The organism is Streptomyces sp. 15-116A (assembly GCF_025290915.1).
Taxonomy (GTDB): domain Bacteria; phylum Actinomycetota; class Actinomycetes; order Streptomycetales; family Streptomycetaceae; genus Streptomyces.
This window is the reverse complement of record NZ_JAOCQE010000035.1, coordinates 1-25,026: the sequence shown is the minus strand read 5'-3', so window position 1 is coordinate 25,026 and position 25,026 is coordinate 1. Positions and strand designations below refer to the sequence as shown.

Genomic DNA, 25,026 nt, shown 5'->3' with positions numbered 1-25,026 from the left:
TGCGGGCAGTGGCCGCCGACCATTGTCCCTGGTCCCGAAGGGTGCTGAGCGCCTGCTTAGGATGGGATGGTTGAACGTTCCACCGCAAGGCCCATTCCAGGAGACCCACCCGTGACCGCCGAAGCCCCGCCCGCTCCCCTTCTCTCCCACGGCCGGCTGATCCCCGTCACCGTCCACTTCGACGACCTCGACGCGCTCGGCCTGCTGCACAACGCCCGCTACCCGCTGCTCGTCGAGCGGGCCTGGACCGAGCTGTGGCAGGAGAACGGCATCCGCTTCGAGGGCGACTGGGCCGCCGCCGGTGACGCCTGCAACGCGGTCAGGGAGCTGCGGATCAGCTACGAGGCTCCGGTCACCCGCACCGGCGACTACGCCGTCCACCTGTGGCTGGACCGGCTCGGCACCACCGGCCTCACCTACGGCTTCCGCTTCTGCTCGGCGGACGGGACGCTGACCTACGCCCGGGGCAGCCGGGTCCTGGTGCGCCTGGACGCCGGGACGCTGCGCCCGGCACCCTGGAGCGACACCTTCAGGGCCGCGGCTCGGGAACTGCTGCGTCCGGGCGCGTGACAGTCGTGCGGTCGCCCGCGCGCAGCACGTTCGCGAACCCGGCGAGGCCGCACGACAGCACCGTGACCAGGACGAACGACACCATCAGGCTGGTCGCCTGGGCCAGCAGGCCGATGGCGCTCGGGGCGATCAGCCCGGAGGTGTAGGTGATGGTCGCGACACCGGCGATCGCCAGGCTCGGATGGGAGCCGCTGCGGCCGGCCGCGGCGAAGCACAGCGGCACGACCACCGCGATGCCCAGACCCATCAGGGCAAAGCCGGTCATGGCCATCGCCGGGTGCTCCGCGAGGACGATCAGCAGCCCGCCGGCGACGGCCACGAAGCCGCTCGCGCGGACCGTGCGCACGGCGCCGTAGCGGTCGACCACACGGTCCCCGGCGATCCGGGCGATCGCCATGGTGAGTGTGAAACCGGTGGTGCAGGCGGCGGCGAGACCCGCCGACGTCTCCAACTGGTCGCGCAGATAGACCGCCGACCAGTCCAGGCTCGCGCCCTCCGCGAACACCGCGCAGAACCCGATCGCGCCGATCAGCAGCGCCGAGCGGGGCGGCAGCGCGAACCGCGGCGGCGGCTCCTCGTCCGCCGCGGGCTGCAGATCCAGCACCCAGGCGCACACGGCGACACCCACCACGGTCAGTACGGCCGCGGCCAGTGCGTGATGCAGCCGGGCGTCCGCGCCGAGATGCGCGGCGAGCGTACCGGCCGCCGAGCCGATCAGGGCGCCCGCGCTCCACATGCCGTGCAGCCCCGACATGATCGACTTGTCGAGGCGGTTCTCCACCTCCACGCCGAGGGCGTTCATCGCCACGTCCGACATGCCCGCGGTGGCGCCGTAGACGAACAGGGCGAGGCACAGCGTGAGCATGTTCGGCGCGAGGGACGGCAGGACCAGCGCCAGCGTCCACAGGGCGATCAGTCCGCGCAGCGCGTTGCGGGCGCCGAAACGGTGGCTGATGCTCCCGGCCAGTGGCATCGCGAGGGAGGCGCCGATCGCGGGGAAGGCGAGGGCGAGGCCCAGCTGCCCGGCGCTCACCCCGGCATGATCCTGGATCCACGGGACGCGGGTGGCGAACGAGCCGGTCACCGCGCCGTGCACGGCGAACACGGCGGCCACGGCGTACCGCGCCCGCCTCACCTCGCGCTGATCGTGGACCCCTGTGCCCGTCCCCATCGTCCCGCCCCTCCCGGCCGTCCGTCTCCCAGGCGCCGCCGTCCATGGGCACGGCGCCGCCGTAAACTATCAGGAACCCTGCCTGAAAGATAAGGGCTTTACGGCTAGGATCCCGGCATGCCCGCATCCCCCAGCACCGCCCGAGCCATCAACGACCGGCTCGCGCTGGGCCTGCTCCAGCAGCGGGGCCCGCTGACGGCAGCCCAGCTGAAGCAGCTCACAGGACTGTCCCGGCCGACCGTCGCGGACCTGGTCGAGCGCCTCAGCGCCGCCGGACTCATCGCGGTCGTCGGAGAGGCGGGGGAGCAGCGGCGCGGGCCCAACGCCAAGCTGTACGGGATCGTCGCCGGCCGGGCACATCTGGCCGCGCTCGACGTACGCACCGAGGGTGTCGCCGTGGTCGTCTCCGACCTGGTCGGCGAGGTGCTCGCCGAGGCATCCGTGCCGATCACCGGGGACGCCGGGACGGGACCGGCGGTGGAGCAGGCGGTGGCGCTGGTCGAGCGGGCGCTGAAGGAGGCCGGCGCGGACCGGCTGCACACCGTGGGCATCGGCGCGCCGGGTCTGATCGACCCCGCGACCGGCGAGCTGCGGGACTCCGGTGCCCTGCCCGCCTGGCACCGCCGGCTGGTGGCCGCCCTTCAGGAACGCCTGCCCGAGGCCCGCGTCAGCGTGGAGAACGAGACCAACCTCGCCGCCCTGGCCGAACAGCGCGACGGCGCCGCCCGCGACCGTGACACCTTCGTGCTGTTGTGGCTCGGCCACGGCACGGGGGCGGCCGTGATCCTGGACGGCACCCTGCGCCGGGGCACCTCCGGCGGCACCGGCGAGATCGGCTTCCTCCCGGTCCCCGGTACGTCCGGCCTCCCGTCGGCCACGGACTGCACGGGCGGCTTCCACTCCTTGGCGGGAGCACCGGCGGTGGCGGAGCTGGCGGCGGAACACGGGGTGCGGCCGGACCCGGGGGCGGATCCCGAGGCGGCGGGAGCGGTACGGGCGGCGGTGCGGGCGCTGGCCGGGAAGGGGGCGGTCGGAGAGGCGTCGTCCGGGGAGGCATCGTCACCCGGGCAGGCATCAGCCGCCGAGTCCGCCGAGTCCGCGGATCCCGCGTCCGTCGTCGCCGGCCGTTTCCTCGACGACCTCGCCGATCGTGTCGTCGTCGGGGTCGCGTCCGTCGTGGCTCTGCTGGACCCGGGGTGTGTCGTGCTCGGCGGGGAGGTCGGGCAGGCCGGGGGAGAGGCGCTCGCCCGGCGGGTGCGGGAGCGGCTGGTGCGGATGTCGCCGCTGCCGACCGAGGTGCGGCCCAGTGCCCTGGGCGGGGCGGCCGTGCTCAGGGGAGCACTGCTGACCGCCCGCGACCAGGCCCAGGACGAGCTGTTCGGCGCGCGTTAGGCCCTGTCGTCACATTCCCGTCGTCCGCCCGGAGGGCGGGCCTGGCGGCGTCAGGTGCGTGCTCTCGGCGTGCCGGGCGTCGACCGGCGTACTGGTTGTACGTGGTCGGCGCCCGGTGCGGCGAGTGGGGGCACCTCCCACGCCCTTAAGGCAGTGGGGGAGCGTGCATGGCGTCGCCAGGCAGGCGGGAATTTGACGACAGGGCCTAGCCCGCTCGCCCGCCGCCCTTCCCCGCACGCGCCGCGAGGAAGTCCTCGAACGTCCCCTTGCCCACCGCGTGCTCCGGAGCCAGATGGCCCCCGGCGCGGAAGGCCCGGTACGCCGCGCCGCCCAACGGGACCTTCACCACCGGCCGGCGACGCCCCGTGGCCCGCAGATACGACCGGGCCAGCGACTCGAACGTGCGCACCTCCGGACCGCCCATGTCGTCGACGCGCCCCGCGGGCGCACCCTGGGCCAGCTCGGCCAGCCGCTCGGCGACCTCGGTGACCTCGATCGGCTGGTCCTTCACCCGGGCCGGGAGCAGCATCACCGGCGGCTTCGACACGCCCTGGAACATCTTGACCAGCAGGTCGTGGAACTGCGTCGTGCGCAGGATCGTCCAGCCCAGCCCCGACTCCTCGACCAGCCGCTCCACCGCGAGCTTGACCTTGTAGTAGGGAAACGGCACGCGGTCGACGCCGACGATCGAGATGTACACGAAGTGCGTCACCCCGGCCCGCCGCGCCGCGGCGATCAGATTCCGCGCCGCCTGCTCGTCGCCGCGCGGCGTGGTCGCGCAGTGCACGATCGTGTCCACCCCGGTCACGGCCGCGTCCAGCGCGCTGCCGCCCTCGCGCAGATCGACGGCGTACGGCTGGGAGTGCCGGCTGAGCACCCGCACCTCGTGCCCGCCCGCCCGCAGCCGCTCGGTCACATGCCGCCCGAGCGTTCCGGTACCGCCGGTCACCAGGATCGTGGTCATCGCTGTTCAGTCCCTTCGGACGCTGGGCACTCCCCGGCGGAGCACCCCGTGCCAGCTGGGACCGGACAGCCACCCCCGTTTGTGACACCTCTCCGGGAAAGGGGCCTACACCCGCGCCAGCTGACCTCGCACGAATTCCAGCTTCTCCGGGTTCATCACGACCTGCACGTGGGAGATCCGGCCGCCGCTCACCGCGAACGCAGCCACGCCCATGAGCGTGCCATCGGCCCAGGCGGCCAGCCCGGCCGTGCCGTTGACCTCGACGACCGTGAAGTCCAGATGCGAGGCGAACTTCCGGGTCCCGCCCGCGACCAGCCGGGCCACCTTGTCGCGGCCCTCGACCGGCCGCCGGGCTGTGGAGACCTTGCCGCCGCCGTCGCTCCACCAGACCGCGTCGGCGGCGAGCATCTTCTCCAGAGCGGCGAGATCGCCTTCACGCGCCGCCGTGAGGAACGACCTGACGAGTTCCTCCTGCCGCTCGGGCGGCGCCTCGAACCGGCTCCGGGCCTCACCCACCCTGCGCACGGCCCGCCGGTACAGCTGACGGACGTCGGCCTCGGAGCGGTCCAGCACCCCGGCGATGTCCCGGTGGGCGTACGCGAACGCCTCCCGCAGGACGTACACCGCACGCTCGACCGGCGTGAGGCGCTCCAGCAGCACCAGCATCGCCATCGACACGGCGTCGCGCTGCTCGGCCGACTCCACGGGCCCGAGCGAACCGTCCGAGGTGATCACGGGCTCCGGCAGCCAGGTCCCGACGTAGCGCTCGCGGCGGGCCCGGGCGGAGGTCAGCCGGGTGAGGCACAGGTTGGTGACGGCCTTGGCGAGCCAGGCACCCGGGTGCTCGATCCCCGCGCGGTCCGTGCCGCGGAACCGCAGATACGCGTCCTGCACGACGTCCTCGGCCTCGTCCGCGGAGCCCAGCATGCGGTAGGCCAGCCCGAACAGACGGGGGCGGTGCGTCTCGAACTCGTCGGCGGTGGCACTGGTCATGCTCATGGCTCACACCCTGACACACAGCCATCACCGTCACGTGGTGAGGCCCGGCGGCGGGCAAGGGCCGTCGTCACCGCCGCCGGGCCGGTCTCGCAGGGGGGCGACCAGGGTCAGCAGGCTCCCTGGTCCCGCCAGACCCCCCATTCCCCGGTTGTGCCCGGCTCCTCGCCCTTCGTCCACCACTGGGCCTTCCAGGTACGGCCCTTGTGGGAGACGGTGCTGCCTCCGCCGTACTCGGTCGAAGCGTTCCAGGCCGGGGCCGTGCAGTCTCCCGGCGGCGGCGTGGTCGGCGGGTCGGTCGGCGTGCCCCCGCCCAGCTCGACCACGGTCGAACCGCGGGCCAGGTCACCGGCCAGGGCGTAGGTCTTCCCGCCGAACGTCACCGTCCAGTTGGAGGGCGTGGACACCGGCAGGTAGTACACGAAGTCCAGCTCCACCGAGGCGCCGGGCGCGAGCGACTGCCAGGCCGGCAGCTTGAGCGAGACCCGGTGGTAGTCGCCCTTGAGGCCGCCCACATTGCCGCCCGTGTGGTCGGAGCGGATCACCGTCGTACCGAAGCCCGACTGGTCCTTGGCGTTGCCGGGTGCCGACGTCCCGTAGTCGAACCGGAACTCCGTGCCGCCCGGCAGCGTCGCCGAGGTGTTGTTGGTGATCTTCAGCTTGGGGCTGATCGGGTAGTTGGAGTCACCGAGCGGGAACTGCCCGAACTCGACGTCGATCTTCAGGGCTTCGGACGGCAGATCGGTCGTGGCGCGCTTCGCGCCGTACGGCGAGGCCGACTTGAACTTCTCGTACATCGCGGTCGTCAGCGTCGAGCCCGGCTCGTACTGCCCTTTGGCCGCGTTCCAGTCGTAGTCGCCGGCCAGCTCCCACACCATCGTGCCGCCGATGCCCCGGTCGACCACGTAGTCGGCCTTGGCCTTCACCGACTGCTCGTCCTCGGTGGACAGGAACACCTTCTTCTCGGCGTTCCACAGCCAGGGCGCGACCAGCGTGGAGTCGTACTTGCGGGCGTAGGTGCCGGTCAGCCTGGTGCCGGCGGGGAAGCCGTAGTCGGTCACGTAGTCCCCGACGACGCCCTTCTCCAGGTTCTTGGCGTGCCACATCGGGTTCGAACCCGCGGGCGACTCCTTGCCGTTGGTGTCCAGGTCGTGCCACAGGTTGTCGATGCCGCTCGCGCCGTCGCCGCACTTGGTCAGCCCGGAGCCGGCGGGGCAGTTCGTCGAGGGCGCCTTGCCCCACAGCCCGTCGGTGCCGCCGGTGACGTTCTTGAAGCCGCGCGTGTAGTACGGCAGCCCGATGTTGATGCGGCCCGCGGGCATCGAGCCGCGGAAGTAGTGGTACGCCCAGTCCGTGTTGAGGTAGCCGATCCCGCCGTACTGGGAGGTCGAGTAGACGCCCGCGGCGGCCAGTTCGGCGTCCTTGCCGTCGTCGAAGAGGGAGGCGTTCGGGCCGACGTACTCGTTCCAGGCGCCGTGCAGGTCGTACGACATGATGTTGACGTAGTCCAGGTACTTCTGGACCTGGAAGGTCTCCATGCCGCGCAGCAGATAGCCGGAGGAGGGCGCCGCCACCGTCAGCAGGTAGTGCTTGCCGTCGGCCGCGCCCGCACGGTCCAGCTTCTCGCGCAGGGTCTTCATCAGGGCGGCGTAGCCCTTGACCAGCCCGGCCCGGCGGCCGTTGGCCAGCGACCAGTCGAGCGGGTTGCCCGCGTCCTTCATCGTCGTCGGGTACTCGTAGTCGATGTCGACGCCGTTGAAGCCGTACTTCCGGATGAAGTCGACCGCCGAGGTGGCGAAGGTGTCGATGCCGGCCTGGTTCACCGAGCCGTCGGCGTTGGTCGCCATCGAGTAGAAGCCGCCGGAGTTCACACGCGTGCCGTCGGCGTCGAAGTAGCCGCCGGTCTCGGCCCAACCGCCCACGGAGATCAGCGTCTTGACGTCCGGGTGCTGCTTCTTGAACTTGCTCAGCAGGTTGAAGTGGCCCTTGTACGGCAGCGCCGGGTCCATCTCCGCACCGGCCACGCCCGGCCAGGTCATCCCCGTCGCCGCGTTGGTCGCGCCGTCCGGCCCGACGGAGAGCTTGTTGCCCTTGTCGACGTGCGCGAACGCGTAGTTGATATGGGTGATCTTGTCCCAGGGGATGTCGGAGGCGAGATAGGCGGGCTTCCCGTCCTTTCCGGTGCGCCAGCCGGTGAAGTAGCCGATCACCCGGCGCTGGTGGTCGGCGCCCATCTTCTCCCGTCCGTCCGCGTCGTAGACGGAGCAGTAGGGGACGTCGACCCCGGCGGTCTTGTAGAGCCCGTCGGGGCGACAGGACTCCTGGTCGGCGGCGTGCGAGACGGTGGCCGGGAGGCCCGCGAGCAGCAGGCCCGCGACGGCGGCGGCGGAGGCGAGCAGGGCGGGTCTCGCCCCGGGCTGTGAGGGGGACGGCACAGTCGGTTCCTCTCCACGGAAGTTGGCGCAGACCCTAAGAGGACTAGACCACAGCGTCAATAGGTATGGACCAATCTGGTGAGCACTCAAGGGTCCGCCGGGCCGGGGGAGTTGGGGCGCCCGCCACGCTCGGCAGGTCGCGTGTCACCGGCTGTGAGCCACTCCACACCCCTCGCCCGCATCGACGGCGACCGGGCGTGGCACACTGGCCCTGTACCAGTAGCAGCGCACTCCGGGGTCGGTGAAAGTCCGAACCGGCGGTTACAGTCCGCGACCCGGTCGCCTCCAGCGGCCGGTTGACCAGGTGAAATTCCTGGACCGACGGTTAAAGTCCGGATGGGAGGCAGTGCGCGGCGGGCGGGCATCCATGCGCGCCGCCGTACCGGTTCGCCGTCGAGGCGACCCGTCGTCCGGCGTCGCTCCCGGTGTCCCTGCCCGTACCTTCTGTCGTCATCGACAGCCCCGGAGTCCGTGCCCGAGAGGCAGGAGGACCCGGGAAGTGTTCACCGGAATCGTCGAAGAGCTGGGCGAGGTCACCGCCGTCGAGACCCTCGACGACGCCTGTCGCTTCCGGCTGCGCGGCCCCGTCGTCACCGAGGGCGCCAAGCACGGAGACTCCATCGCCGTCAACGGCGTCTGCCTCACCGTCGTCGAGCGCGAGGGCGACGAGTTCACCGCCGACGTGATGGCCGAGACCCTCCACCGCTCCAGCCTCGGCGCGCTCGCCGTCGGCTCCCGCGTCAACCTCGAACGCCCCATGGCGCTCGGCGCCCGCCTCGGCGGCCACATCGTCCAGGGGCACGTCGACGGCACCGGCGAGATCCTCGAACGCAAGCCGTCCGAGAACTGGGAGCTCGTGAAGATCTCCCTCCCCGCGGACCTCTCCCGCTACGTCGTGGAGAAGGGCTCCATCACCGTCGACGGCATCAGCCTCACCGTCGTCGACGCCGGACCCGACTTCTTCACCGTCAGCCTGATCCCCACCACGCTCGCCCTGACCACGCTCGGCATCAAGCAGAGCGGCGACCTTGTCAACCTCGAGGTGGACGTCATCGCCAAGTACGTCGAGCGCATGATCGGCGACCGCGCCCTCGGTGAGGGGGCCGCGCGGTGAACTGGCTCAACTCCGAGGCCTTCGTCCTCTTCGACCAGCACATCAAGTGGTCGGACATGATCGGCAACGTGATCGGCCTGATCGCCCTCGCCCTCGGCTGGCGGCGCTCGATCTGGACCTGGCCCGCCCAGTTCGTCTCCGGCCTGATCCTCTTCGCCGCCTTCGCCACCGCCCACCTCTCCGGCAGCGCCGGCAAGCAGATCGTCGTCATGCTGGTCGCCGCCTGGGGCTTCTGGCAGTGGAACCGGGGCCGGCAGCAGGCCCAGGACGGCTCCATCGCCGTCCGGTTCGCCACGTGGCGCGAGCGCGGGGCGCTGGCCGCCGCCGCGGCCCTCGGCACCCTCGCCGTCGGCGGTCTGTTCACCCTCTACCCGTCGCTGTCCTGGGACCCCTGGCCGGACGCGTACATCTTCGTCGGCACCATCGTCGCCATGTACGCCCAGGCCCGCGGCATGGTCGAGTTCTGGTTCGCCTGGCTGCTCGTCGACCTCGTCGGCGTCCCGCTGAACTTCGCCAACGGCTTCGCCTTCTCCGGCTTCGTCTACGTCATCTACGGCGCGCTCGTCCTGTGGGGCCTGCGCGACTGGTGGCTGCGCTCCCGCGACGCGCGGCCCGCCCTGGAAGGAGCGCCCGCATGACCGCGGCACCCATCCTGTACAGCACCGACGGCCCCGAGGACCTCGGTCTCGACCCCGTCGAGCAGGCCATCGCCGACATCGCGGCCGGCCGCCCGGTCGTCGTCGTGGACGACGAGGACCGCGAGAACGAGGGCGACCTCGTCATCGCCGCCGAGAAGGCCACCCCCGAGATCGTCGCCTTCATGATGAGCGAGTGCCGCGGCCTGATCTGCGCCCCCATGGAGGGCGACGAACTGGACCGGCTGAAGCTCCCGCAGATGGTCGACGACAACACCGAGTCCATGAAGACCGCGTTCACCATCTCCGTGGACGCCTCCGCCGCCCACGGCGTGACCACCGGCATCTCCGCCGCCGACCGCGCCACCACGCTCCAGCTCCTCGCGGGCGGCACCGCCGGACCGGACGACTTCGTCCGCCCCGGCCACATCTTCCCGCTGCGCGCCCGCACCGGCGGCGTGCTCGTGCGCGACGGCCACACCGAGGCCGCCGTCGACCTCGCCCGCCTCGCCGGACTGCGCCCGGCCGGCGCGATCGTCGAGATCGCCGGCGAGGACGGCCAGATGCTGCGGCTGCCCGAGCTGATCCCCTTCGCCCGCAAGCACGGGCTGACGATCATCTCCATCGAGGACCTGATCGCCTACCGCCGCAGCAGCGAGCCCACCGTCCGCCGCGAGGCCGAGGTCCGCCTGCCCACCTCCCACGGCGCCTTCACCGCGTACGGCTACCGCTCCACCGTCGACGGCGTCGAGCACGTCGCCCTCGTCCACGGCGAGATCGGCGACGGCGAGGACGTCCTGGTGCGCATGCACTCCGAGTGCCTCACCGGCGACGTCTTCGGCTCCCAGCGCTGCGACTGCGGCCCCCAACTGGACGCCTCCCTGGACCGCATCCAGGCCGAGGGCCGGGGCGTCGTCGTGTACCTGCGCGGACACGAGGGACGCGGCATCGGCCTGATGTCCAAGCTGCGCGCCTACGAACTCCAGGAGCGCGGCCGGGACACCCTCGACGCCAACCTGGAACTGGGCCTGCCCGCCGACGCCCGCGACTACGGCGCCGGCGCGCAGATCCTCGCCGACCTCGGCGTGCGCAGCGTCCGCCTGATGACCAACAACCCCGACAAGTCCGACGCGCTCGTCCGGCACGGCATCGAGGTCACCGGCCGCGAGCCGATGCCGGTCACCGCGGGCGAGCACAACCTCCGCTACCTGCGCACCAAGCGGGACCGGATGGGCCACGACCTGCCCTGGCTGGACACGCCGACCGTGCCGACCTGCGGCAACCAGTAAGGCGATCAGTAACCGTGCCGACCAGCGGCACCAGCAAGAGAACCACCGAGGAGACACGTGAGCGGCAAGGGTGCACCGGAGCTGTCCGTACGCAATGTGGGTGACCTCAGGGTCGCCGTCATCGCGGCACAGTGGCACGAGAAGGTGATGGACGGACTCGTGGACGGCGCCCTGCGCGCCCTGCACGACCTCGGCATCGACGAGCCGACCCTGCTCAGGGTCCCCGGCAGCTGGGAGCTGCCCGTCGTCGCCAAGGTCCTCGCCGGCCGGGGCTACGACGCGGTCGTCGCCCTCGGCGTGGTCATCCGCGGCGGCACCCCGCACTTCGACTACGTGTGCCAGGGCGTCACCCAGGGACTCACCCAGGTCTCCGTCGACACCGGTGTGCCCGTCGGCTTCGGCGTGCTCACCTGCGACACCGAGGAGCAGGCCCTGGACCGGGCCGGCCTGGAGGGCTCCAGCGAGGACAAGGGGCATGAGGCGGTGACGGCGGCGGTGGCGACCGCGGCCACCCTCCGCTCAGTATCTGAACCGTGGCGCTAGGTGGACCGGCACACCGCGTAGAGTGGGCGCCACCATGTCCAAGAAGACGTTCGAGGAGCTCTTCACCGAGCTCCAGCACAAGGCCGCCCACGGCGACCCCGCCACCTCCCGCACCGCCGAGCTGGTCGACAAGGGCGTCCATGCCATCGGCAAGAAGGTCGTCGAGGAGGCCGCCGAGGTCTGGATGGCCGCCGAGTACGAGGGCAAGGAGGCGGCAGCCGAGGAGATCTCGCAGCTGCTGTACCACGTCCAGGTGATGATGGTCGCCCGCGGCATCTCCCTCGACGACGTCTACGCCCACCTGTAAGCCACACCCGTACCCGTACGAGAAACCACGCGAAGGAAGCCGATCTCATGCTGCGCATCGCCGTCCCCAACAAGGGTTCACTGTCCGGCCCTGCGGCGGAGATGCTGCATGAGGCCGGCTACCAGCAGCGCCGCGAGTCCAAGGAGCTGCGGATCGTCGACCCGGAGAACGAGGTCGAGTTCTTCTACCTCCGCCCCCGCGACATCGCGATCTACGTCTCCTCCGGCCGCCTCGACATCGGCATCACCGGCCGCGACCTGCTCGTCGACTCCGGTGCCAAGGCCGAGGAGATCCTGCCGCTCGGCTTCGCCCGCTCCACCTTCCGCTACGCCACCAAGCCGGGCACGGCACACACCCTCGCCGACCTGAACGGCAGGACGGTCGCCACCTCCTACGAGGGCATCGTCGACAAGCACCTCAAGGACAACGGCATCGACGCCTCCGTCGTCCACCTCGACGGCGCCGTCGAGACCGCCATCGAGCTCGGTGTCGCCGAAGTCATCGCCGACGTCGTGGAGACCGGCACCTCGCTGCGCAACGCCGGCCTGGAGGTCTTCGGCGAGCCGATCATGAAGTCCGAGGCGGTCGTCATCCGCCGGGTCAACGGCGCCGCCGAGGCCGACGACAACGTCGAGACCAAGGTGCAGCAGTTCCTGCGCCGCCTCCAGGGCGTCCTGGTCGCCCGCACGTACGTGATGATGGACTACGACTGCCGGGTCGAGCAGCTGGAGAAGGCCGTCGCCCTCACCCCGGGCCTCGAATCGCCGACCGTCTCCCCGCTGCACAACGAGGGCTGGGTCGCCGTGCGCGCCATGGTCCCCTCCAAGGAGGCCCAGCGGATCATGGACGACCTGTACGACATCGGCGCCCGCGCCATCCTCACCACGGCCATCCACGCCTGCCGCCTCTGAGCGCCGTACCGAGAGTCGTCCTGGGAGCCGCGCGCCATGTCTGATCTGCCCACCCTGCCGGTCACCTTCCGGCCGGGCCGCACCCGTGCCGTGCTGCTCACGGCCGCCGTCGCGATCTTCGTGGTCATCACGGTGATCGCGCTGCTGCTTCCGCAGCTCAGCCCCGGCGAGAAGATCAGCTTCGTCTTCACCGCCGCCCTGCTGGCCGGTGTGCTGCTGACGCTGTCCCGGCCGAAAGTCGTCGCCGAGGAGACGGGCGTCACCGTCGTCAACATCGCGAGCAGCCGCCGGCTGGAGTGGGCGGAGATCCTCCAGGTCCATCTCCGCCCCGGCGACCCGTGGGTGTTCCTCGACCTCAGCGACGGCACCAGCCTGCCCGCGCTCGGCATCCAGCCCGGCATCGCCAAGCAGCAGGCCATCGCCGACGCGCGCGCCCTGCGGGCGCTCGCCGAGGCACGGTCCACGGCCCACCCCGACACCCCCCGGGGCTGACCTCCGGGACGCGTCCGGGGCGTCCACCCTGCCGCAGTCGCCCCTGTCTTGATTAATCTGTTGGGCGGAGGCGCGACGAGAGCGCCTCCGCCCCTGCCGCCCGCCCGGTGCGCCAGGGGTTCCTGCTACCCGAGGAGTGACCCCCTCCGGCGATGGACGGATCGTCCTGCAGTACCTGCGCCGCCCCCTGCCGGCATAGCGCGGACCCCTTCCACGGGGGACGCACCTGTGCGGAGGCGGCGGCATCATGATCACCCCCCTGCTGCTGCTCGCAGCCGCGTTCCTGCTGATCCTCGCCAACGGCTTCTTCGTGGCCGCCGAGTTCGGCCTCGTCACCGTCGAGCGACAGGACGCCGAGCAGGCCGCCGCGCACGGCGACCGGCGCGCCCGCCGCGTCGTCGCCTCGCTCAGGGAGCTGTCCTTCCAGCTCTCCGGCACCCAGCTCGGCATCACCATCACCTCCCTCGTCGTCGGCATGCTCGCCGAACCGGCGCTCGCCCAGCTCCTGGACGGCCCGCTCACCTCGATCGGCATACCCGACGGAGCGGTCCCCGGCGTCTCGGTCGTCGTCGGCATGCTGCTGGCCTCGGCCGTGCAGATGGTGATCGGCGAACTCGTGCCCAAGAACTGGGCGGTCTCCCGCCCCCTGCAGGTCGCGCGCTTCGTCGCCGGCCCGCAGCACGTCTTCGCCCGCGTGTTCCGCCCGGTCATCGCCGGGCTCAACGCGGTCGCCAACCGCTTGGTGCGGCTGCTCGGCTTCGAGCCCGCCGAGGAGCTGGCCTCCGCCCGCACCCCGGGCGAACTGGTCTCCCTGGCCCGGCACTCCGCGCAGCACGGCGCCCTGGAGCAGGACACGGCGGACCTGTTCGTCCGCACCCTGTCCCTGGGTGAGCTGACCGCCCAGCACGTCATGACCCCGCGCGTGAAGGTCAGCGCCCTGCAGGCGTCGGCCACCGCGCAGGACGTCGTCAACCTCACCCGGGCCACCGGCCTGTCCCGCTTCCCCGTCTACCGGGAACGCATCGACGAGATCACCGGCATGGTCCACCTCAAGGACGCCCTCGCCGTACGCGCGCCCGACCGGCTGCGCACCCCGGTGCACGAGATCGCCCGCCCGGCGCTGCTCGTCCCCGAGACCCTGCCGGTCCGGCCGCTGCTGACGCGGCTGCGCAGCGAGCAGCCCATCGCGGTCGTCGTCGACGAGTACGGCGGCACCGCCGGTGTCGTCACCCTGGAGGACATCGTCGAGGAGATCGTCGGCGAGGTCCGCGACGAGCACGACGGCCACGACGCCCCCGAGCTGATCGCCGCCCCGCCCGAGGACGGCAACCCCGCCTGGGACGTCGACGGCAGCGCCCGAGTCGACGCCCTGCTGCGCATCGGACTCGACGTCCCCGAGGGCCCGTACGAGACGGTCGCCGGCCTGGTCGCCGACCTGCTCGGCCGGATCCCGGCGGTCGGCGACCGCGCGGAACTCCCCGGCTGGCGGCTCTCGGTCCGCCGTGTCGGCCACTACCGCGCCGAACGCGTCCGCCTGGTCCGTACGGCGCCGCTGCCTCTCGTGGAGGCGGCGGGATGAGCGTGCTGCAACTTCTCTTCGCCGCGCTGCTCGTGCTCGCCAACGGATTCTTCGTCGGCGCCGAGTTCGCGCTCGTGTCCGTCCGCCGCAGCCAGATCGAACCCCTCGGCACGGCCCGCGCCCGCCAGGTCCTCCACGGCCTGGAGCATCTGCCCCAGATGATGGCGGCGGCGCAGTTCGGCATCACCGTCTGCTCGCTGACGCTGGGCGCGGTGGCCGAACCGACGGTCGCCCGGCTGCTGGAGCCCGTCTTCGCGTGGATCCACCTGCCGCACGGGATGATCCACCCGCTCGGCTATGTCATCGCGCTCGCCGTCGTGGTCTTCTTCCACCTCGTCATCGGCGAGATGGTGCCGAAGAACCTGGCGATGGCCGCGCCCGAGAAGGCCGCGCTGTGGCTGAGCCCGGGTCTGGTGTGGTTCGCCCGCCTGTGCCGGCCGGTCACCGTCGCGCTCGGCGCCTGCGCGCACGGCGTGCTGCGGCTGTTCCGGGTCGAGCCCAAGGACGAGATCGAGGCCGTCTTCACCAGCGAGCAGCTCAACCGGCTCGTCGAGGACGCCGGGCAGGCGGGCCTGCTCGACCCCGAGGAGGCCGAACGCCTCGAGGACGCGCTGGAACTGGGCTCCCGCCCGGTGACGGACGTGCTGCTGAAGCGCGAGTCCCTGGTGACGGTCGATCCGGCGGTGACCCCGGCGCAGATCGTCGAGCTGACGGCCCGCACGGGCTACAGCCGCTTCCCGGTCGCTGTCGGCGACGGCGCCTTCATGGGCTACCTGCACGTGAAGGACGTCCTCGACCTGGAGGACTCGGACCGGGCGGTCCCGCAGAGACTGTGGCGCCGGATGACGACGCTACGACCGGAACTGCCTCTGGACGACGCGCTGACCGTGATGCGCCGGGCGGCGACGCATCTGGCCCAGGTGACGGACGCGTCGGGCAAGGTCCAGGGGCTGGTGGCCTTGGAGGACGTACTGGAGATGCTGGTGGGGGAGGTCCGGGACCCGGCACACCGACAGGTACCCGCGTAGCTGCGGGCGCCGGGGGGTGGGGCTGGCGACGCGATGCATTCTGCGTAGCTGCGGGCAGTCGTGCCGCTGGGGCGGTACGGGTGGGCGCAGCGGCACCCCGCAAGCGCGGGCGAGCGAACCCACCCCCGCCCACCCCCAGCGCCGGGCCACTTTGCACCACCGGCTACGTGAGATCCTGCGGCCCCCTCCCCGACAGCACCTCTCCGTACGCCTGCATCAGATCCGGCAACCGCAGCGTCGCCAGATCATCCCGCCCCAGTTCCCCGGGATACATCGACAACCGCAGATCCCGGTACGCGCAGCTCTTCTCGTACAGCGTCCGCAGGAACCGCCCGTTCCCCAGCTCGTCGATCCACCCCTGGTCCACCACATGCCCGGCGATGGACCGCAGCTCCTCCAGCGCCTCCTCGTCCCACACGTCCCCGTTCTCGGCTGCCAGCACCTTGCCGATCTCGGTGAGCTCCAGCGGCCGGTAGGAGGGAAAGTCGACCCGGGTGGTGAAACGCGAGGAGAGCCCCGGATTGGCCGCCAGCAGCCGGTCCATGCCCTCGGGATAGCCGGCCAGGATCACCACCAGGTGGTCGCGGTTGTCCTCCGCCCGCTTCAGCAGCACCTGGAGCGCCTCGTCCCCGTACGCGTCCCCCTTGCCGTAGCCCGAGTTCGACAGGGAGTACGCCTCGTCCACGAACAGCACGCCCCCGAGCGCGGAGTCGATCAGCTCGTTCGCCTTCACGGCCGTCTGCCCGAGGTACTCACCGACCAGATCGGCCCGCTGGGCCTCCACGAGATGGTCACCGCCGAGCAGACCCAGGGCGTAGAAGACGCGGCCCAGGATGCGGGCCACGGTGGTCTTGCCGGTGCCGGACGGCCCGGAGAAGACGAAGTGCCGTTTGGGCGGCTGGACCGGCAGCCCCTGCCCGGCTCGCAGCCGCGCCATGTTCAACTGCGCCGACAGCGCTTTGACCTGTCGCTTCACCGGCTCCAGGCCCACCATGCGCTCGAGTTCGGCAAGCGCCTCCTCGAGTAACGCCGCGTCGGTCGGCCCGGTGGGCACGGCGGACACCGGCGCCCCGGCCCGTTCCCGAACCCCCGGCCCGGTGACCGGCGGCATCGGGGCCGGCGGCGGCTCGAGGTCGCCGAGCCGCAGCTCGCGTCCCTCCGTGCCGAAGAGCGGATCGAGGGTGTCCTGCCCGTCCAGGACGTCCTGCCCCGCACCGGTGAGGGTGATCGCGGCGAGGTCGGCGGGATCGTCGTAGCCGTCGCCCTCGGCGATCGCCGCGAGCCGGGCCGAGGTGTCCATGAACGCCGGGTCGACCCGGTGCACGGCCCGGTACAGGGGGAGCGCGGCGGCGCTGCGTCCCGTGCCCTCGTGGGCGCGTGCCAGCCAGTAGCGCAGTTCCTTGCGCTGCGGCTGCTCGCTGCGGCACCGCATCAGCGCGGCCGACAGCAGCGGTTCCGCCTGCCCGTACATCTCCAGCCGGACCCGGGCCATCCCGCCGAACAGACCCGCCTCGATGCCGAGCATCGGATCGTCCAGGAGCGGGTCGGTGTGCCGCACCAGCTGCTCCCAGTCCTTCACCAGATAGGCACGGCAGGCGTGCAGGAAGCGGACCTGCGGGTCGGTGTCCACCGGCGGCAGCCCGGCGAGCGCGCGGTCCAGCTCGGGGACATGGCGGCCGTCCAGCCAGTGGGAGGCGTGCGCCAGCAGCAGATCGCGGGGCTTCTCCAGCACCGGCTGCACCCACCAGCCCAGCCAGTACCAGGAGTTGAGGGTACGGCGGTGCCGGGCGCGCTGTTCGCCGAAGCGGTCCCGGTAGCGGAACATCCTGAGCAGCGCGGTGGTCGTGTCCACGCGCAGCGCGTGCAGCCCGAGCCAGCCGTCGGCCATCCCCGGGTCGATCCGCACCGCGGTGCGGAACTCCTCCTCCGCCTGCGGATAGGCGCCCATGGTGTAGGCGTCCACGCCTCGCAGCCAGGCGAGGTCGGCCGGGGCCTGCGGGCCCTGCGTGCCGAAGTCCATCACGTCCCCCACAAACCGTGCCCCCGTCGGTCTGCCGCCGGGCCCCTCGCCCGTCGGCTGCCTTTGGTCGAACCGCTGTGCCGCGGACCGGAGTTGCAAGGTGCGCGAAGCAGCGTCCGTAGGTCGCACCGAGGGCATCGTACCTGCGGGGGCGGCGCCTGACCCAGGGTGCCGTGCAGGCCGTGGGCGGGCTTTTGGGGGCGGCGCGGACCGGGCGCGCTCACCCAGGGTGAGCGTGAGATGTCGCTCGGCGCCCGGGAAATGTGAAGAGGGCAGAACGAAGCCCCCGATCACGGGGGAACAACCGGGGGCTTCGCGTCTGCCGGCGACTCCGAAGAGCCGCACATTGAGAACGTAAGACCTGTACGGGCCCTCGGTCAAGCCGAGTTGGGGCACTCAGGCAACTTGTCCGACACCCGTCTTCACAGGTTCAACACATCGCGGACGGGCCGTCACCCTCTGTGAGTGTCCGGTTCGGATCAGGTGTCACAGCAGGACCGTCAAGTACCTCATATCCCTTCGCGCACTGCCGCACCAGAAGGTCCGCGTACGGACGTGAGGGGTCGTCGGCGAAGTGCTCGCGCTCCGCCCTGGTCCACCCGTCCCAGAACGCGCGCTGCTCCTCCCCGTCCCGCGCCCGGCCGCGGGCCCAGGACTCCTCCTCGGCCAGATCCATCCACAGCAGCAGCGCCAGATACGGACGCAGCGCCCGCCGCCCGGCGCCGACGCCCTCGACGAGGATCACCGGGGCGGGCGGCAGCGGGCGGGGCGGACCGAAGCGGCGGGCCCGCCAGTCGTACGGGGCGTAGTGCGCGGTCTCACCGCGGCCGAGCGGCTCGATCACCTCGCTCAGCAGCCGCCCGGTCCAGCCGAACAACTCCTCGTGGCTGGCGATGTCGTCGAGCCGCAGCACGGGGGCACCGCCGAGGGCTGTCGCCAACTCCCCGGCGAAGGTGGACTTCCCGGAACCGGCGTGCCCGTCGACACCGACGAGCCGCACGGGGCCGCAGGACGGCGCGAGCCGGCGGATACGAGAGACGAGAGCGTGAATGGCTGGTTCCAGGGGTGGGGGAGGGGCGACGACGGGAGCACTCTAGAGCCTGCCAGAACGAGCCGACCCACCCGGACCGGCTCACGTCCACCAGGGCCCAGCCGGGGGCAGCCCCGGGTCGGGGCCAAGGCCGCCCCGGATCCGCTCAAGGTCGCTCCGGGTCTGGCCCAAGGCCGCTCCGAGGCCGCTCAAGACCGCCCCGGGTCGGGCTCAAGCCGCTCCGGGTCTGGCCCAAGGCCGCTCCGGGTCCGCTCAAGGCCGCTCCGGGTCCGGCCCAAGGCCGCTCCGGGGCCGCTCAAGACCGCCCCGGGTCGGGCTCAAGGCCGCTCCGGGTCTGGCCCAAGGCCGCTCCGGGTCCGCTCAAGGCCGCTCCGGGTCGGGCTCAAGACCGCCCCGGGTCGGGCTCAAGGCCGCTGCGGGTCTGGCCCAAGGCCGCTCCGGGGCCGCTCAAGACCGCCCCGGGTCGGGCTCAAGACCGCCCCGGGTCGGGCTCAAGGCCGCCCGGGATCCAGCCAGGCGCCCGGGTCCGCTCAAGGCCGCCCCGGATTCCGGCCGCAGCCCCACCGAGATCCAGCCCTGTCCGCCCCGGCTCCCGCCATTGGTCGAGTCCCATATTGGTCGGCGCGGCACGGCTCGGGGTGCTGGCAGGACTCGGCCGGCTGTGTTCATAGTGGGCGCACACCCGCTCCGAACCGGTGGACGCACGCCGTCCGACCGGCCGTGCACGGACCTGCCCCGACTCGACACCTGGGGGTCTTCCGCCCATGAGCAGAGCCGAACAGCCGTCCCGCAGAACCCTTCTGGCCGCCGCGGTCGTCGCCGCCGTCGCGGGCAGCGCGAGCCCCGCGTCCGCGGGCACCGCCACCACCACGCTCCCCACCGGCGGAGCGGACCCCGACGGGGCCGCCGCCCGCCCGGTCGACAACCGGGCCTGGACGTCGTACACCGACTGGCGCACCGGCACCGCCCGCGGCACCCGCGCCGTCGCGGGCACCCGCCCCGGCCTGGTGATCGCCAAGCCCGCCGGCACCACCGACTACACCGACCCGCACACCGGCCGCACCGCCGCCTGGGAGTACGCGACCTGGACCTCCCCGGTCCACCGGCTCGCCGTCCCCGCGACGGAGGCCATCGCCTCCTGGAACGCCCACACCCCCGGCGGCACCTGGCTGCAGGTCGAGCTCAAGGGCACGTACTCCGACGGCACGGACACCCCCTGGTACGTCATGGGCCGCTGGGCGGCCGGTGACCAGGACATCCGGCGGACCTCGGTGGACGACCAGAGCGACGGCAGGAGCAGCGTCTGGACGGACACGCTCGCCGTCGACGACCCCGCCTCCGGACTGCGGCTCGTCTCCTACCGGCTGCGCCTGACCCTGTACCGCCGCCCCGGCACCAAGCTCACCCCGACCGTGTGGCGGCTCGGCGCCATGGGCTCCGACATCCCGGACCGCTTCACGGTCCCGGCCACCGAGCCCGGCCTGGCGAAGGAACTGATCGTCCCGCGCTACTCGCAGGAGATCCACAAGGGCCAGTACCCCGAGTACGACAACGGCGGCGAGGCCTGGTGCAGCCCCACCTCCTCACAAATGATCATCGAGTACTGGGGCGGGCGGCTGACCCCCGAGCAACTGGCCTGGGTGGACCCGTCGTACGCCGACCCGCAGATCTGCCACGCCGCCCGGTACACCTACGACTACCAGTACGCCGGCTGCGGCAACTGGCCGTTCAACGCCGCCTACGCGGCCACCTTCGAGGGACTTCAGGGGGTCGTGACCCGGCTCTCCTCGCTCACCGACCTGGAGACGCTGATCGCGGCCGGCATCCCGGCCATAACGTCCCAGTCCTTCCTGGAGAAGGAGCTGACCGGCGCCGGCTACGGCACCGCGGGCCATCTGATGACCGTGATCGGCTTCACCGCCGACGGCGACGTGATCGCCAACGACCCCGCCTCGCCGAGCAACGAGGCCGTGCGGCGCGTCTACCGGCGCCGGGACTGGGAGAACATCTGGCTCAGGACCAAGCGCTACAACGCCTCGGGCAAGGTCGTCTCCGGCACCGGAGGGGTGTGCTACCTCTACTTCCCGGCCCGTCCGACCTCGCGGCAGCGCAGGGCGCTCGCGGCGGTCGGCGTGCGCTGACGCCGCTCGGCGCGCTCGGCGTGTGACCAAGGTCTCCGCCACAAAAGCCGCTCTCGGTGGCAAGGTGGACAGCGCCCGCAGGGCAGTCCACCGCACCACCGAGAGCAGCGAGCAGCCATGACCGCGAACGCAGCCACCGCCCCCCGTGTCCGTACCGGCGGGCCCCAGGAAGACGGCCCGAAGATCTTCGAGCACGTCATGGGATGGACCCTCGTCGTGGTCGTCGCGATGCTCGTGACCCAGCTCGGACTGCTGTGAGCTGACCGGGCGGGCCGACCTGCCATACTGCGGATGTCCCGCTGCCCGCAGGAAGCCCGGGGTCGGAATTGAATATCAGTCAGCAACCTGTCGTGCGCCCGCGAGCGCGCGGCACCGAGCGCTCGCTGGCCCGCCGCGCCGAACTCATCGCGATCGGGCGGAGGTTGTTCGCCGACACGTCGTACGACGCGCTCTCCATGGACGACATCGCGCGCCAGGCGCAGGTCGCCAAGGGACTGATCTACTACTACTTCCACTCCAAGCGGGGCTACTACCTGGCGATCATCCAGGACTCGGTCGCCGACCTGGTCACCTTCGCCGCGAGCGGGACCGGACTGCCGCCCGTCGAGCGGGTGCACCGCACGATCGACAGCTATCTGCGCTACGCCGAGCACAACCAGGCCGCCTACCGCACGATCGTCAGCGGCGGCGTCGGCTTCGACGCCGAGGTGCACGCCATCCGGGACGGGGTGCGCGAGGCGATCGTCGCGACCATCGCCGAGGGCGCCTACGGCCACGGCGACATCGGTCCGCTGGCCCGGATGGGGCTGCTGTCCTGGGTGTGCAGCGCCGAGGGTGCGGCGCTGACCTGGATCGACCGCCCCGAACTGTCCCGGGACAGCATGCGCGACCTGCTGGTGAAGACGCTCGGCGGGACGCTGCGCGCCATCGAGGAACTCGACCCCTCCTGCCCGGCCCCCGGCCCCGCCCGCCGCGACACCCGGCCCTGAGGCGGCGCCGGCCGTCGCCGCGCGCCGGGCCCCGCGACAGGGTACGAAGGGTGTGGAAAGCTTTCTCGAAGTGAGCGGTCGTTAACCAGTGACTTGCTGTGCCCGATCGGGCATACTCACAGCGCACAGCCGCTGGTCAGCACCCTTCGAGACCCGAAGGGGCGACCCCGGCCCAGGCGTCAGAACGACCCCGGCGGAGCCGCCCCCACCACGGGCCCGACCGCCAGTGCCCGAACAGGGAGGAGAGCGTCGCCATGCCCGACCGCGCCCCGCAGCCGGTGGACCGGCAACTGCCCACGGACGAGGCCCGGGACCTGATCTCGCTCGTCCGCGACATCGCGCAGCGCGAGGTCGCCCCGAAGGCGGCCGAGGAGGAGGACGCCGGACGCTTCCCCCGCGACCTCTTCACCCTGCTCTCCGAGGCCGGCCTGCTCGGCCTGCCCTACGACTCCGAGTACGGCGGCGGCGACCAGCCGTACGAGGTCTACCTCCAGGTGCTCGAAGAGCTGGCCATGGCCCGGCTCACCGTCGGTCTCGGCGTCAGCGTGCACACCCTCGCCTCCTACGCGCTCGCCGCATACGGCGCCAAGGAGCAGCAGGCCGAGCACCTGCCCGCGATGCTCGGCGGCGGTCTGCTCGGCGCGTACTGCCTCTCCGAACCGGCCTCCGGCTCCGACGCCGCCTCGCTGCGTACCAAGGCCGTGCGGGACGGCGACGACTGGGTGATCACCGGCACGAAGGCGTGGATCACGCACGGCGGCATCGCCGACTTCTACACCGTCATGGCCCGCACCGGTGAGGAGGGCCCACGCGGGATCACCGCCTTCCTGGTCCCCGGGGACGCCGAGGGACTGAGCGCCGCCGCGCCCGAGAAGAAGATGGGCATGAAGGGTTCGCCCACCGCACAGGTCCACTTCGACGGCGTACGGGTCTCCGACGACCGGCGCATCGGCGAGGAGGGCCAGGGCTTCGCGATCGCCCTGTCCGCGCTGGACGGCGGCCGGCTCGGCATCGCGGCCTGTGCGATCGGCCTGGCCCAGGCGGCGCTCGACGAGGCGCTGCGCTACGCCACGGAGCGGCGGCAGTTCGGCAAGCCGATCGCCGACTTCCAGGGCCTGAGATTCATGCTCGCCGACATGGCCACGCAGATCGAGGCCGGGCGCGCCCTGTACCTGTCCGCGGCCCGGCTGCGTGACGCGGGACGCCCGTTCGCCAAGCAGGCGGCCATGGCCAAGCTGCACTGCACCGACACGGCGATGCGGGTCACCACCGACGCCGTGCAGATCCTCGGCGGATACGGATACACCGCCGACTTCCCGGCCGAGCGCTACATGCGCGAGGCCAAGGTGCTGCAGATCGTCGAGGGCACGAATCAGATCCAGCGCATGGTCATCGCCCGTCACCTCGCGGGACCTGAGGCACGCTGAACTGACCGAGCCCCCGCCAGGGTGCCGCGAGCCGGGACCACTCCGGGTCGTGGCGCCCCGGCAGGGTGCGACCGCGATCGGCCCAGGTCCGCATCAGGTCCCGGTAGATCGGCGGGTCCGGGAGCTGCGGCGGGGCCGGCGTGACCGCCGCCGCGGGCGGCGGGACGAAGACACGGCGTTGACGCCCGGTCGTCGAGTACGTGGGGGTCGTCATACCTGGGCAACGCGGGACCGACCGGGCAGGTCACCGACGTCCGGAATAGGGCGTGCGTTCGCGGACGTCCGGGGCGGCACGCTGGGCCCGGGAATCGGGGCGCGGTGCCGTGCGATCGGGTCGCGGTGCCGTGCGATTGGGACGCGGCGCCCGGACACCGGACCGCTGCTCGGGGAGCGCCGTCCGGGACCGTTCACGAGCGGGCGGGAGGGCGGCGCGGGGCGCCGCCCCCTGCGGTGCGCTCAGGCGGCGTTGCGCCGCATGGCCGGGACCCGGATCGGACGCGAGCCCGGACCGCCGACGTGCGAGAACGGCTGGGTGCGCCAGTCGAGCCCCTGAGGGAGCGTCAACAGCAGGGCCGTGTCCTGCTCCTGGGGTGTGACCGACTCGTCCGCCGGACGCGCGTCCGAGGCGCGGCGGCCGGTGCCGGCGCACACCGTGAGCCCGAACGGGTTCCACGGAGAGGCGCACAGCGCGTGCTCCGGCAGGACCTCCTCGTCCGCCAGCAGGGCGATGGGCTGCGCGCAGTCCGGGCAGATGACCCGGTACATCTCGAAGGTGTCGTACGCGTCGGATTCCTCGTCCAGGGCGTCGGGTTCGACGCCCTCCGGCTCGGGCTCGACGACCGGCTGCTGCCGCTTGGGCACGGTACGACCAGGGCGCTTAAGACTCTGCATTGGGTTCTCCCCCTCGGGCTGGGCCGTGACGGCACTGCGGCCTCGACCACAGCAAGCACTTCCCGTCCCCGATCCGGGGTAATCACGAGAACATCACGGAGACGGTTCAAAGCCTGTGGCGTTCGTCACATGCCCACGGCAGATCACGAACCGGGTATGACCTGGGCTGCTGAGGTATCCGAGGAGATCAAGCGCACTGTAGGTTCTTGCGCCATGGAGGAGCTGGACCGACAGATCGTGCAGCTGCTCGTCAAGGACGGGCGGATGAGCTACACAGACCTGGGCAAGGCCACGGGCCTGTCCACGTCGGCCGTGCACCAGCGGGTGCGGCGGCTGGAGCAGCGTGGCGTCATCCGCGGCTATGCCGCGGTCGTCGACGCGGAGGCCGTCGGACTGCCCATGACGGCCTTCATCTCGGTCAAACCCTTCGATCCCAGCGCCCCCGACGACATCGCGGACCGCCTCGCGGGCGTCCCCGAGATCGAGGCCTGCCACAGCGTGGCGGGCGACGAGAACTACATCCTCAAGGTTCGCGTCGCCACCCCTCACGAGCTGGAGGAACTCCTCGCCCGCGTCCGCTCCCTGGCGGGAGTGTCGACGCGGACGACGGTGGTGCTCTCCACGCCGTACGAGGCCCGGCCGCCGCGCGTCTGACCCAGGTCGCCGGGCCGGAGCGGCCGGGCGACCTGGGTGCCGGGCCCGGCGGGCGACGCGCGAGACTGTGGGGCATGAGTGAACGCACCGCCCCTTCGCACATCGTCCTGCTCCGTCGCGGCGAGGTCCACAGTCCCGCGGATCCCTTCGCGACCGCGATGGTCGTCGAGCGCGGGCAGGTCGCCTGGGTCGGCTCCGAGGGGGCCGCCGACGCCTTCGCGGACGGTGTCGACGAGGTGATCGATCTGGACGGAGCGCTGGTCACCCCGGCGTTCACCGACGCGCATGTGCACACCACGGCGACGGGGCTCGCCCTCACCGGCCTCGACCTGTCCGGCGCGCCCACCCTCGAGGACGCGCTCACGCGCGTACGGGAGTTCGCCGCCGCCCGCCCGCACGACCGGGTGCTGCTCGGGCACGGCTGGGA

25 protein-coding genes and 1 riboswitch are annotated in these 25,026 nt (G+C 71.9%); of the genes, 17 read left to right on the top strand and 8 right to left on the bottom strand.

All coding sequences use genetic code 11. From position 1 onward, the window contains the following. Positions 1 to 111 precede the first annotated feature (111 nt). Positions 112 to 570, top strand: a complete 459-nt coding sequence (locus N4P33_RS09505) for a thioesterase family protein (RefSeq protein WP_260825876.1) — start codon at positions 112 to 114, stop codon at positions 568 to 570. Here the strand turns inward: N4P33_RS09505 and N4P33_RS09500 are convergent. Beyond that, a complete protein-coding gene (locus N4P33_RS09500) occupies positions 530 to 1,741 on the bottom strand; it encodes an MFS transporter (RefSeq protein ID WP_260825875.1) in 1,212 nt (403 codons plus the stop codon). The genes N4P33_RS09505 and N4P33_RS09500 overlap by 41 nt on opposite strands. 117 nt (positions 1,742 to 1,858) lie before the next feature. On the opposite strand from N4P33_RS09500, the gene N4P33_RS09495 reads away from it, so the two are divergent. Then, the gene (locus tag N4P33_RS09495) at positions 1,859 to 3,133 is read left to right on the top strand and encodes an ROK family transcriptional regulator (RefSeq protein ID WP_260825874.1); all 1,275 of its coding nucleotides are present in this window, start codon (positions 1,859 to 1,861) and stop codon (positions 3,131 to 3,133) included. A gap of 205 nt (positions 3,134 to 3,338) precedes the next feature. Here the strand turns inward: N4P33_RS09495 and N4P33_RS09490 are convergent, their stop codons facing one another. From N4P33_RS09490 to N4P33_RS09480, 3 genes are all read right to left on the bottom strand, one after another. After that, complete coding sequence (locus N4P33_RS09490) at positions 3,339 to 4,097, bottom strand: SDR family oxidoreductase (protein WP_260825873.1); 759 nt, start codon at positions 4,095 to 4,097, stop codon at positions 3,339 to 3,341. Positions 4,098 to 4,202: 105 nt separating this feature from the next. Next, positions 4,203 to 5,096: an RNA polymerase sigma-70 factor gene (locus N4P33_RS09485; RefSeq protein WP_313904478.1), complete on the bottom strand. Its 894-nt coding sequence runs from the start codon at positions 5,094 to 5,096 to the stop codon at positions 4,203 to 4,205. 107 nt (positions 5,097 to 5,203) lie between these two features. Next, a complete protein-coding gene (locus N4P33_RS09480) occupies positions 5,204 to 7,528 on the bottom strand; it encodes a chitinase C-terminal domain-containing protein (RefSeq protein ID WP_260825872.1) in 2,325 nt (774 codons plus the stop codon). A gap of 223 nt (positions 7,529 to 7,751) precedes the next feature. Then, positions 7,752 to 7,882, top strand: a riboswitch (FMN riboswitch). Positions 7,883 to 8,027: 145 nt separating this feature from the next. On the opposite strand from N4P33_RS09480, the gene N4P33_RS09475 reads away from it, so the two are divergent. The 9 genes from N4P33_RS09475 (at position 8,028) to N4P33_RS09435 (ending at position 15,426) form a co-directional block, all read left to right on the top strand. Further along, entirely contained in the window at positions 8,028 to 8,642 is a 615-nt protein-coding gene (locus N4P33_RS09475; protein WP_260825871.1) for a riboflavin synthase, read from the top strand. After that, the gene (locus N4P33_RS09470) at positions 8,639 to 9,280 is read left to right on the top strand and encodes a nicotinamide mononucleotide transporter family protein (protein ID WP_260825870.1); all 642 of its coding nucleotides are present in this window, start codon (positions 8,639 to 8,641) and stop codon (positions 9,278 to 9,280) included. Before N4P33_RS09475 ends, N4P33_RS09470 begins: the two co-directional genes overlap by 4 nt. Beyond that, positions 9,277 to 10,566, top strand: coding sequence for a bifunctional 3,4-dihydroxy-2-butanone-4-phosphate synthase/GTP cyclohydrolase II (locus tag N4P33_RS09465; protein WP_260825869.1), 1,290 nt, complete (start codon positions 9,277 to 9,279; stop codon positions 10,564 to 10,566). Before N4P33_RS09470 ends, N4P33_RS09465 begins: the two co-directional genes overlap by 4 nt. A gap of 57 nt (positions 10,567 to 10,623) precedes the next feature. Further along, positions 10,624 to 11,109, top strand: a complete 486-nt coding sequence (ribH, locus tag N4P33_RS09460) for a 6,7-dimethyl-8-ribityllumazine synthase (protein WP_260825868.1) — start codon at positions 10,624 to 10,626, stop codon at positions 11,107 to 11,109. 34 nt (positions 11,110 to 11,143) lie between these two features. Then, the gene (locus N4P33_RS09455; RefSeq protein WP_004990764.1) at positions 11,144 to 11,416 is read left to right on the top strand and encodes a phosphoribosyl-ATP diphosphatase; all 273 of its coding nucleotides are present in this window, start codon (positions 11,144 to 11,146) and stop codon (positions 11,414 to 11,416) included. A 47-nt stretch (positions 11,417 to 11,463) separates the two neighbouring features. Continuing rightward, the gene (gene hisG, locus N4P33_RS09450) at positions 11,464 to 12,327 is read left to right on the top strand and encodes an ATP phosphoribosyltransferase (RefSeq protein ID WP_260825867.1); all 864 of its coding nucleotides are present in this window, start codon (positions 11,464 to 11,466) and stop codon (positions 12,325 to 12,327) included. 36 nt (positions 12,328 to 12,363) lie between these two features. After that, on the top strand, positions 12,364 to 12,819 hold the full coding sequence (locus N4P33_RS09445) for a PH domain-containing protein (protein WP_260825866.1): 456 nt from the start codon (positions 12,364 to 12,366) through the stop codon (positions 12,817 to 12,819). Between the two features lie 247 nt (positions 12,820 to 13,066). Beyond that, positions 13,067 to 14,398: a hemolysin family protein gene (locus N4P33_RS09440; RefSeq protein WP_260825865.1), complete on the top strand. Its 1,332-nt coding sequence runs from the start codon at positions 13,067 to 13,069 to the stop codon at positions 14,396 to 14,398. After that, positions 14,395 to 15,426: a hemolysin family protein gene (locus tag N4P33_RS09435; RefSeq protein ID WP_260825864.1), complete on the top strand. Its 1,032-nt coding sequence runs from the start codon at positions 14,395 to 14,397 to the stop codon at positions 15,424 to 15,426. The genes N4P33_RS09440 and N4P33_RS09435 overlap by 4 nt, the downstream gene beginning before the upstream one ends. Before the next feature lie 163 nt (positions 15,427 to 15,589). Here the strand turns inward: N4P33_RS09435 and N4P33_RS09430 are convergent, their stop codons facing one another. Together N4P33_RS09430 and N4P33_RS09425 are read right to left on the bottom strand one after the other, a co-directional pair. Next, on the bottom strand, positions 15,590 to 17,446 hold the full coding sequence (locus tag N4P33_RS09430; protein ID WP_260825863.1) for an AAA family ATPase: 1,857 nt from the start codon (positions 17,444 to 17,446) through the stop codon (positions 15,590 to 15,592). 430 nt (positions 17,447 to 17,876) lie between these two features. After that, positions 17,877 to 18,497, bottom strand: a complete 621-nt coding sequence (locus N4P33_RS09425) for a uridine kinase (RefSeq protein ID WP_260825886.1) — start codon at positions 18,495 to 18,497, stop codon at positions 17,877 to 17,879. A 764-nt stretch (positions 18,498 to 19,261) separates the two neighbouring features. On the opposite strand from N4P33_RS09425, the gene N4P33_RS09420 reads away from it, so the two are divergent. The 4 genes from N4P33_RS09420 (at position 19,262) to N4P33_RS09405 (ending at position 23,054) form a co-directional block, all read left to right on the top strand. Further along, positions 19,262 to 20,638 (top strand): peptidase C39 family protein, encoded by a 1,377-nt coding sequence (locus N4P33_RS09420; protein ID WP_260825862.1) that lies wholly within the window; start codon positions 19,262 to 19,264, stop codon positions 20,636 to 20,638. Between the two features lie 117 nt (positions 20,639 to 20,755). Next, complete coding sequence (locus N4P33_RS09415) at positions 20,756 to 20,896, top strand: SCO1431 family membrane protein (RefSeq protein ID WP_260825861.1); 141 nt, start codon at positions 20,756 to 20,758, stop codon at positions 20,894 to 20,896. 68 nt (positions 20,897 to 20,964) lie between these two features. Beyond that, complete coding sequence (locus N4P33_RS09410) at positions 20,965 to 21,627, top strand: TetR/AcrR family transcriptional regulator (protein ID WP_260825860.1); 663 nt, start codon at positions 20,965 to 20,967, stop codon at positions 21,625 to 21,627. A gap of 254 nt (positions 21,628 to 21,881) precedes the next feature. Further along, positions 21,882 to 23,054 (top strand): acyl-CoA dehydrogenase, encoded by a 1,173-nt coding sequence (locus N4P33_RS09405; protein WP_260825859.1) that lies wholly within the window; start codon positions 21,882 to 21,884, stop codon positions 23,052 to 23,054. Here the strand turns inward: N4P33_RS09405 and N4P33_RS09400 are convergent. Together N4P33_RS09400 and N4P33_RS09395 are read right to left on the bottom strand one after the other, a co-directional pair. Then, positions 23,017 to 23,268, bottom strand: a complete 252-nt coding sequence (locus N4P33_RS09400; protein WP_260825858.1) for a hypothetical protein — start codon at positions 23,266 to 23,268, stop codon at positions 23,017 to 23,019. The two genes, N4P33_RS09405 and N4P33_RS09400, sit on opposite strands and share 38 nt — an antisense overlap. Positions 23,269 to 23,510: 242 nt before the next feature. Continuing rightward, a complete protein-coding gene (locus N4P33_RS09395) occupies positions 23,511 to 23,945 on the bottom strand; it encodes a hypothetical protein (protein WP_260825857.1) in 435 nt (144 codons plus the stop codon). Positions 23,946 to 24,158: 213 nt separating this feature from the next. Here N4P33_RS09395 and N4P33_RS09390 point away from each other — a divergent pair, with 213 nt between their 5' ends. Both N4P33_RS09390 and N4P33_RS09385 read left to right on the top strand, forming a co-directional pair. Further along, positions 24,159 to 24,599: an Lrp/AsnC family transcriptional regulator gene (locus N4P33_RS09390; protein WP_260825856.1), complete on the top strand. Its 441-nt coding sequence runs from the start codon at positions 24,159 to 24,161 to the stop codon at positions 24,597 to 24,599. Positions 24,600 to 24,673: 74 nt separating this feature from the next. Then, the coding region (locus N4P33_RS09385; protein ID WP_260825855.1) for an amidohydrolase family protein at positions 24,674 to 25,026 on the top strand (353 nt) is incomplete at its 3' end.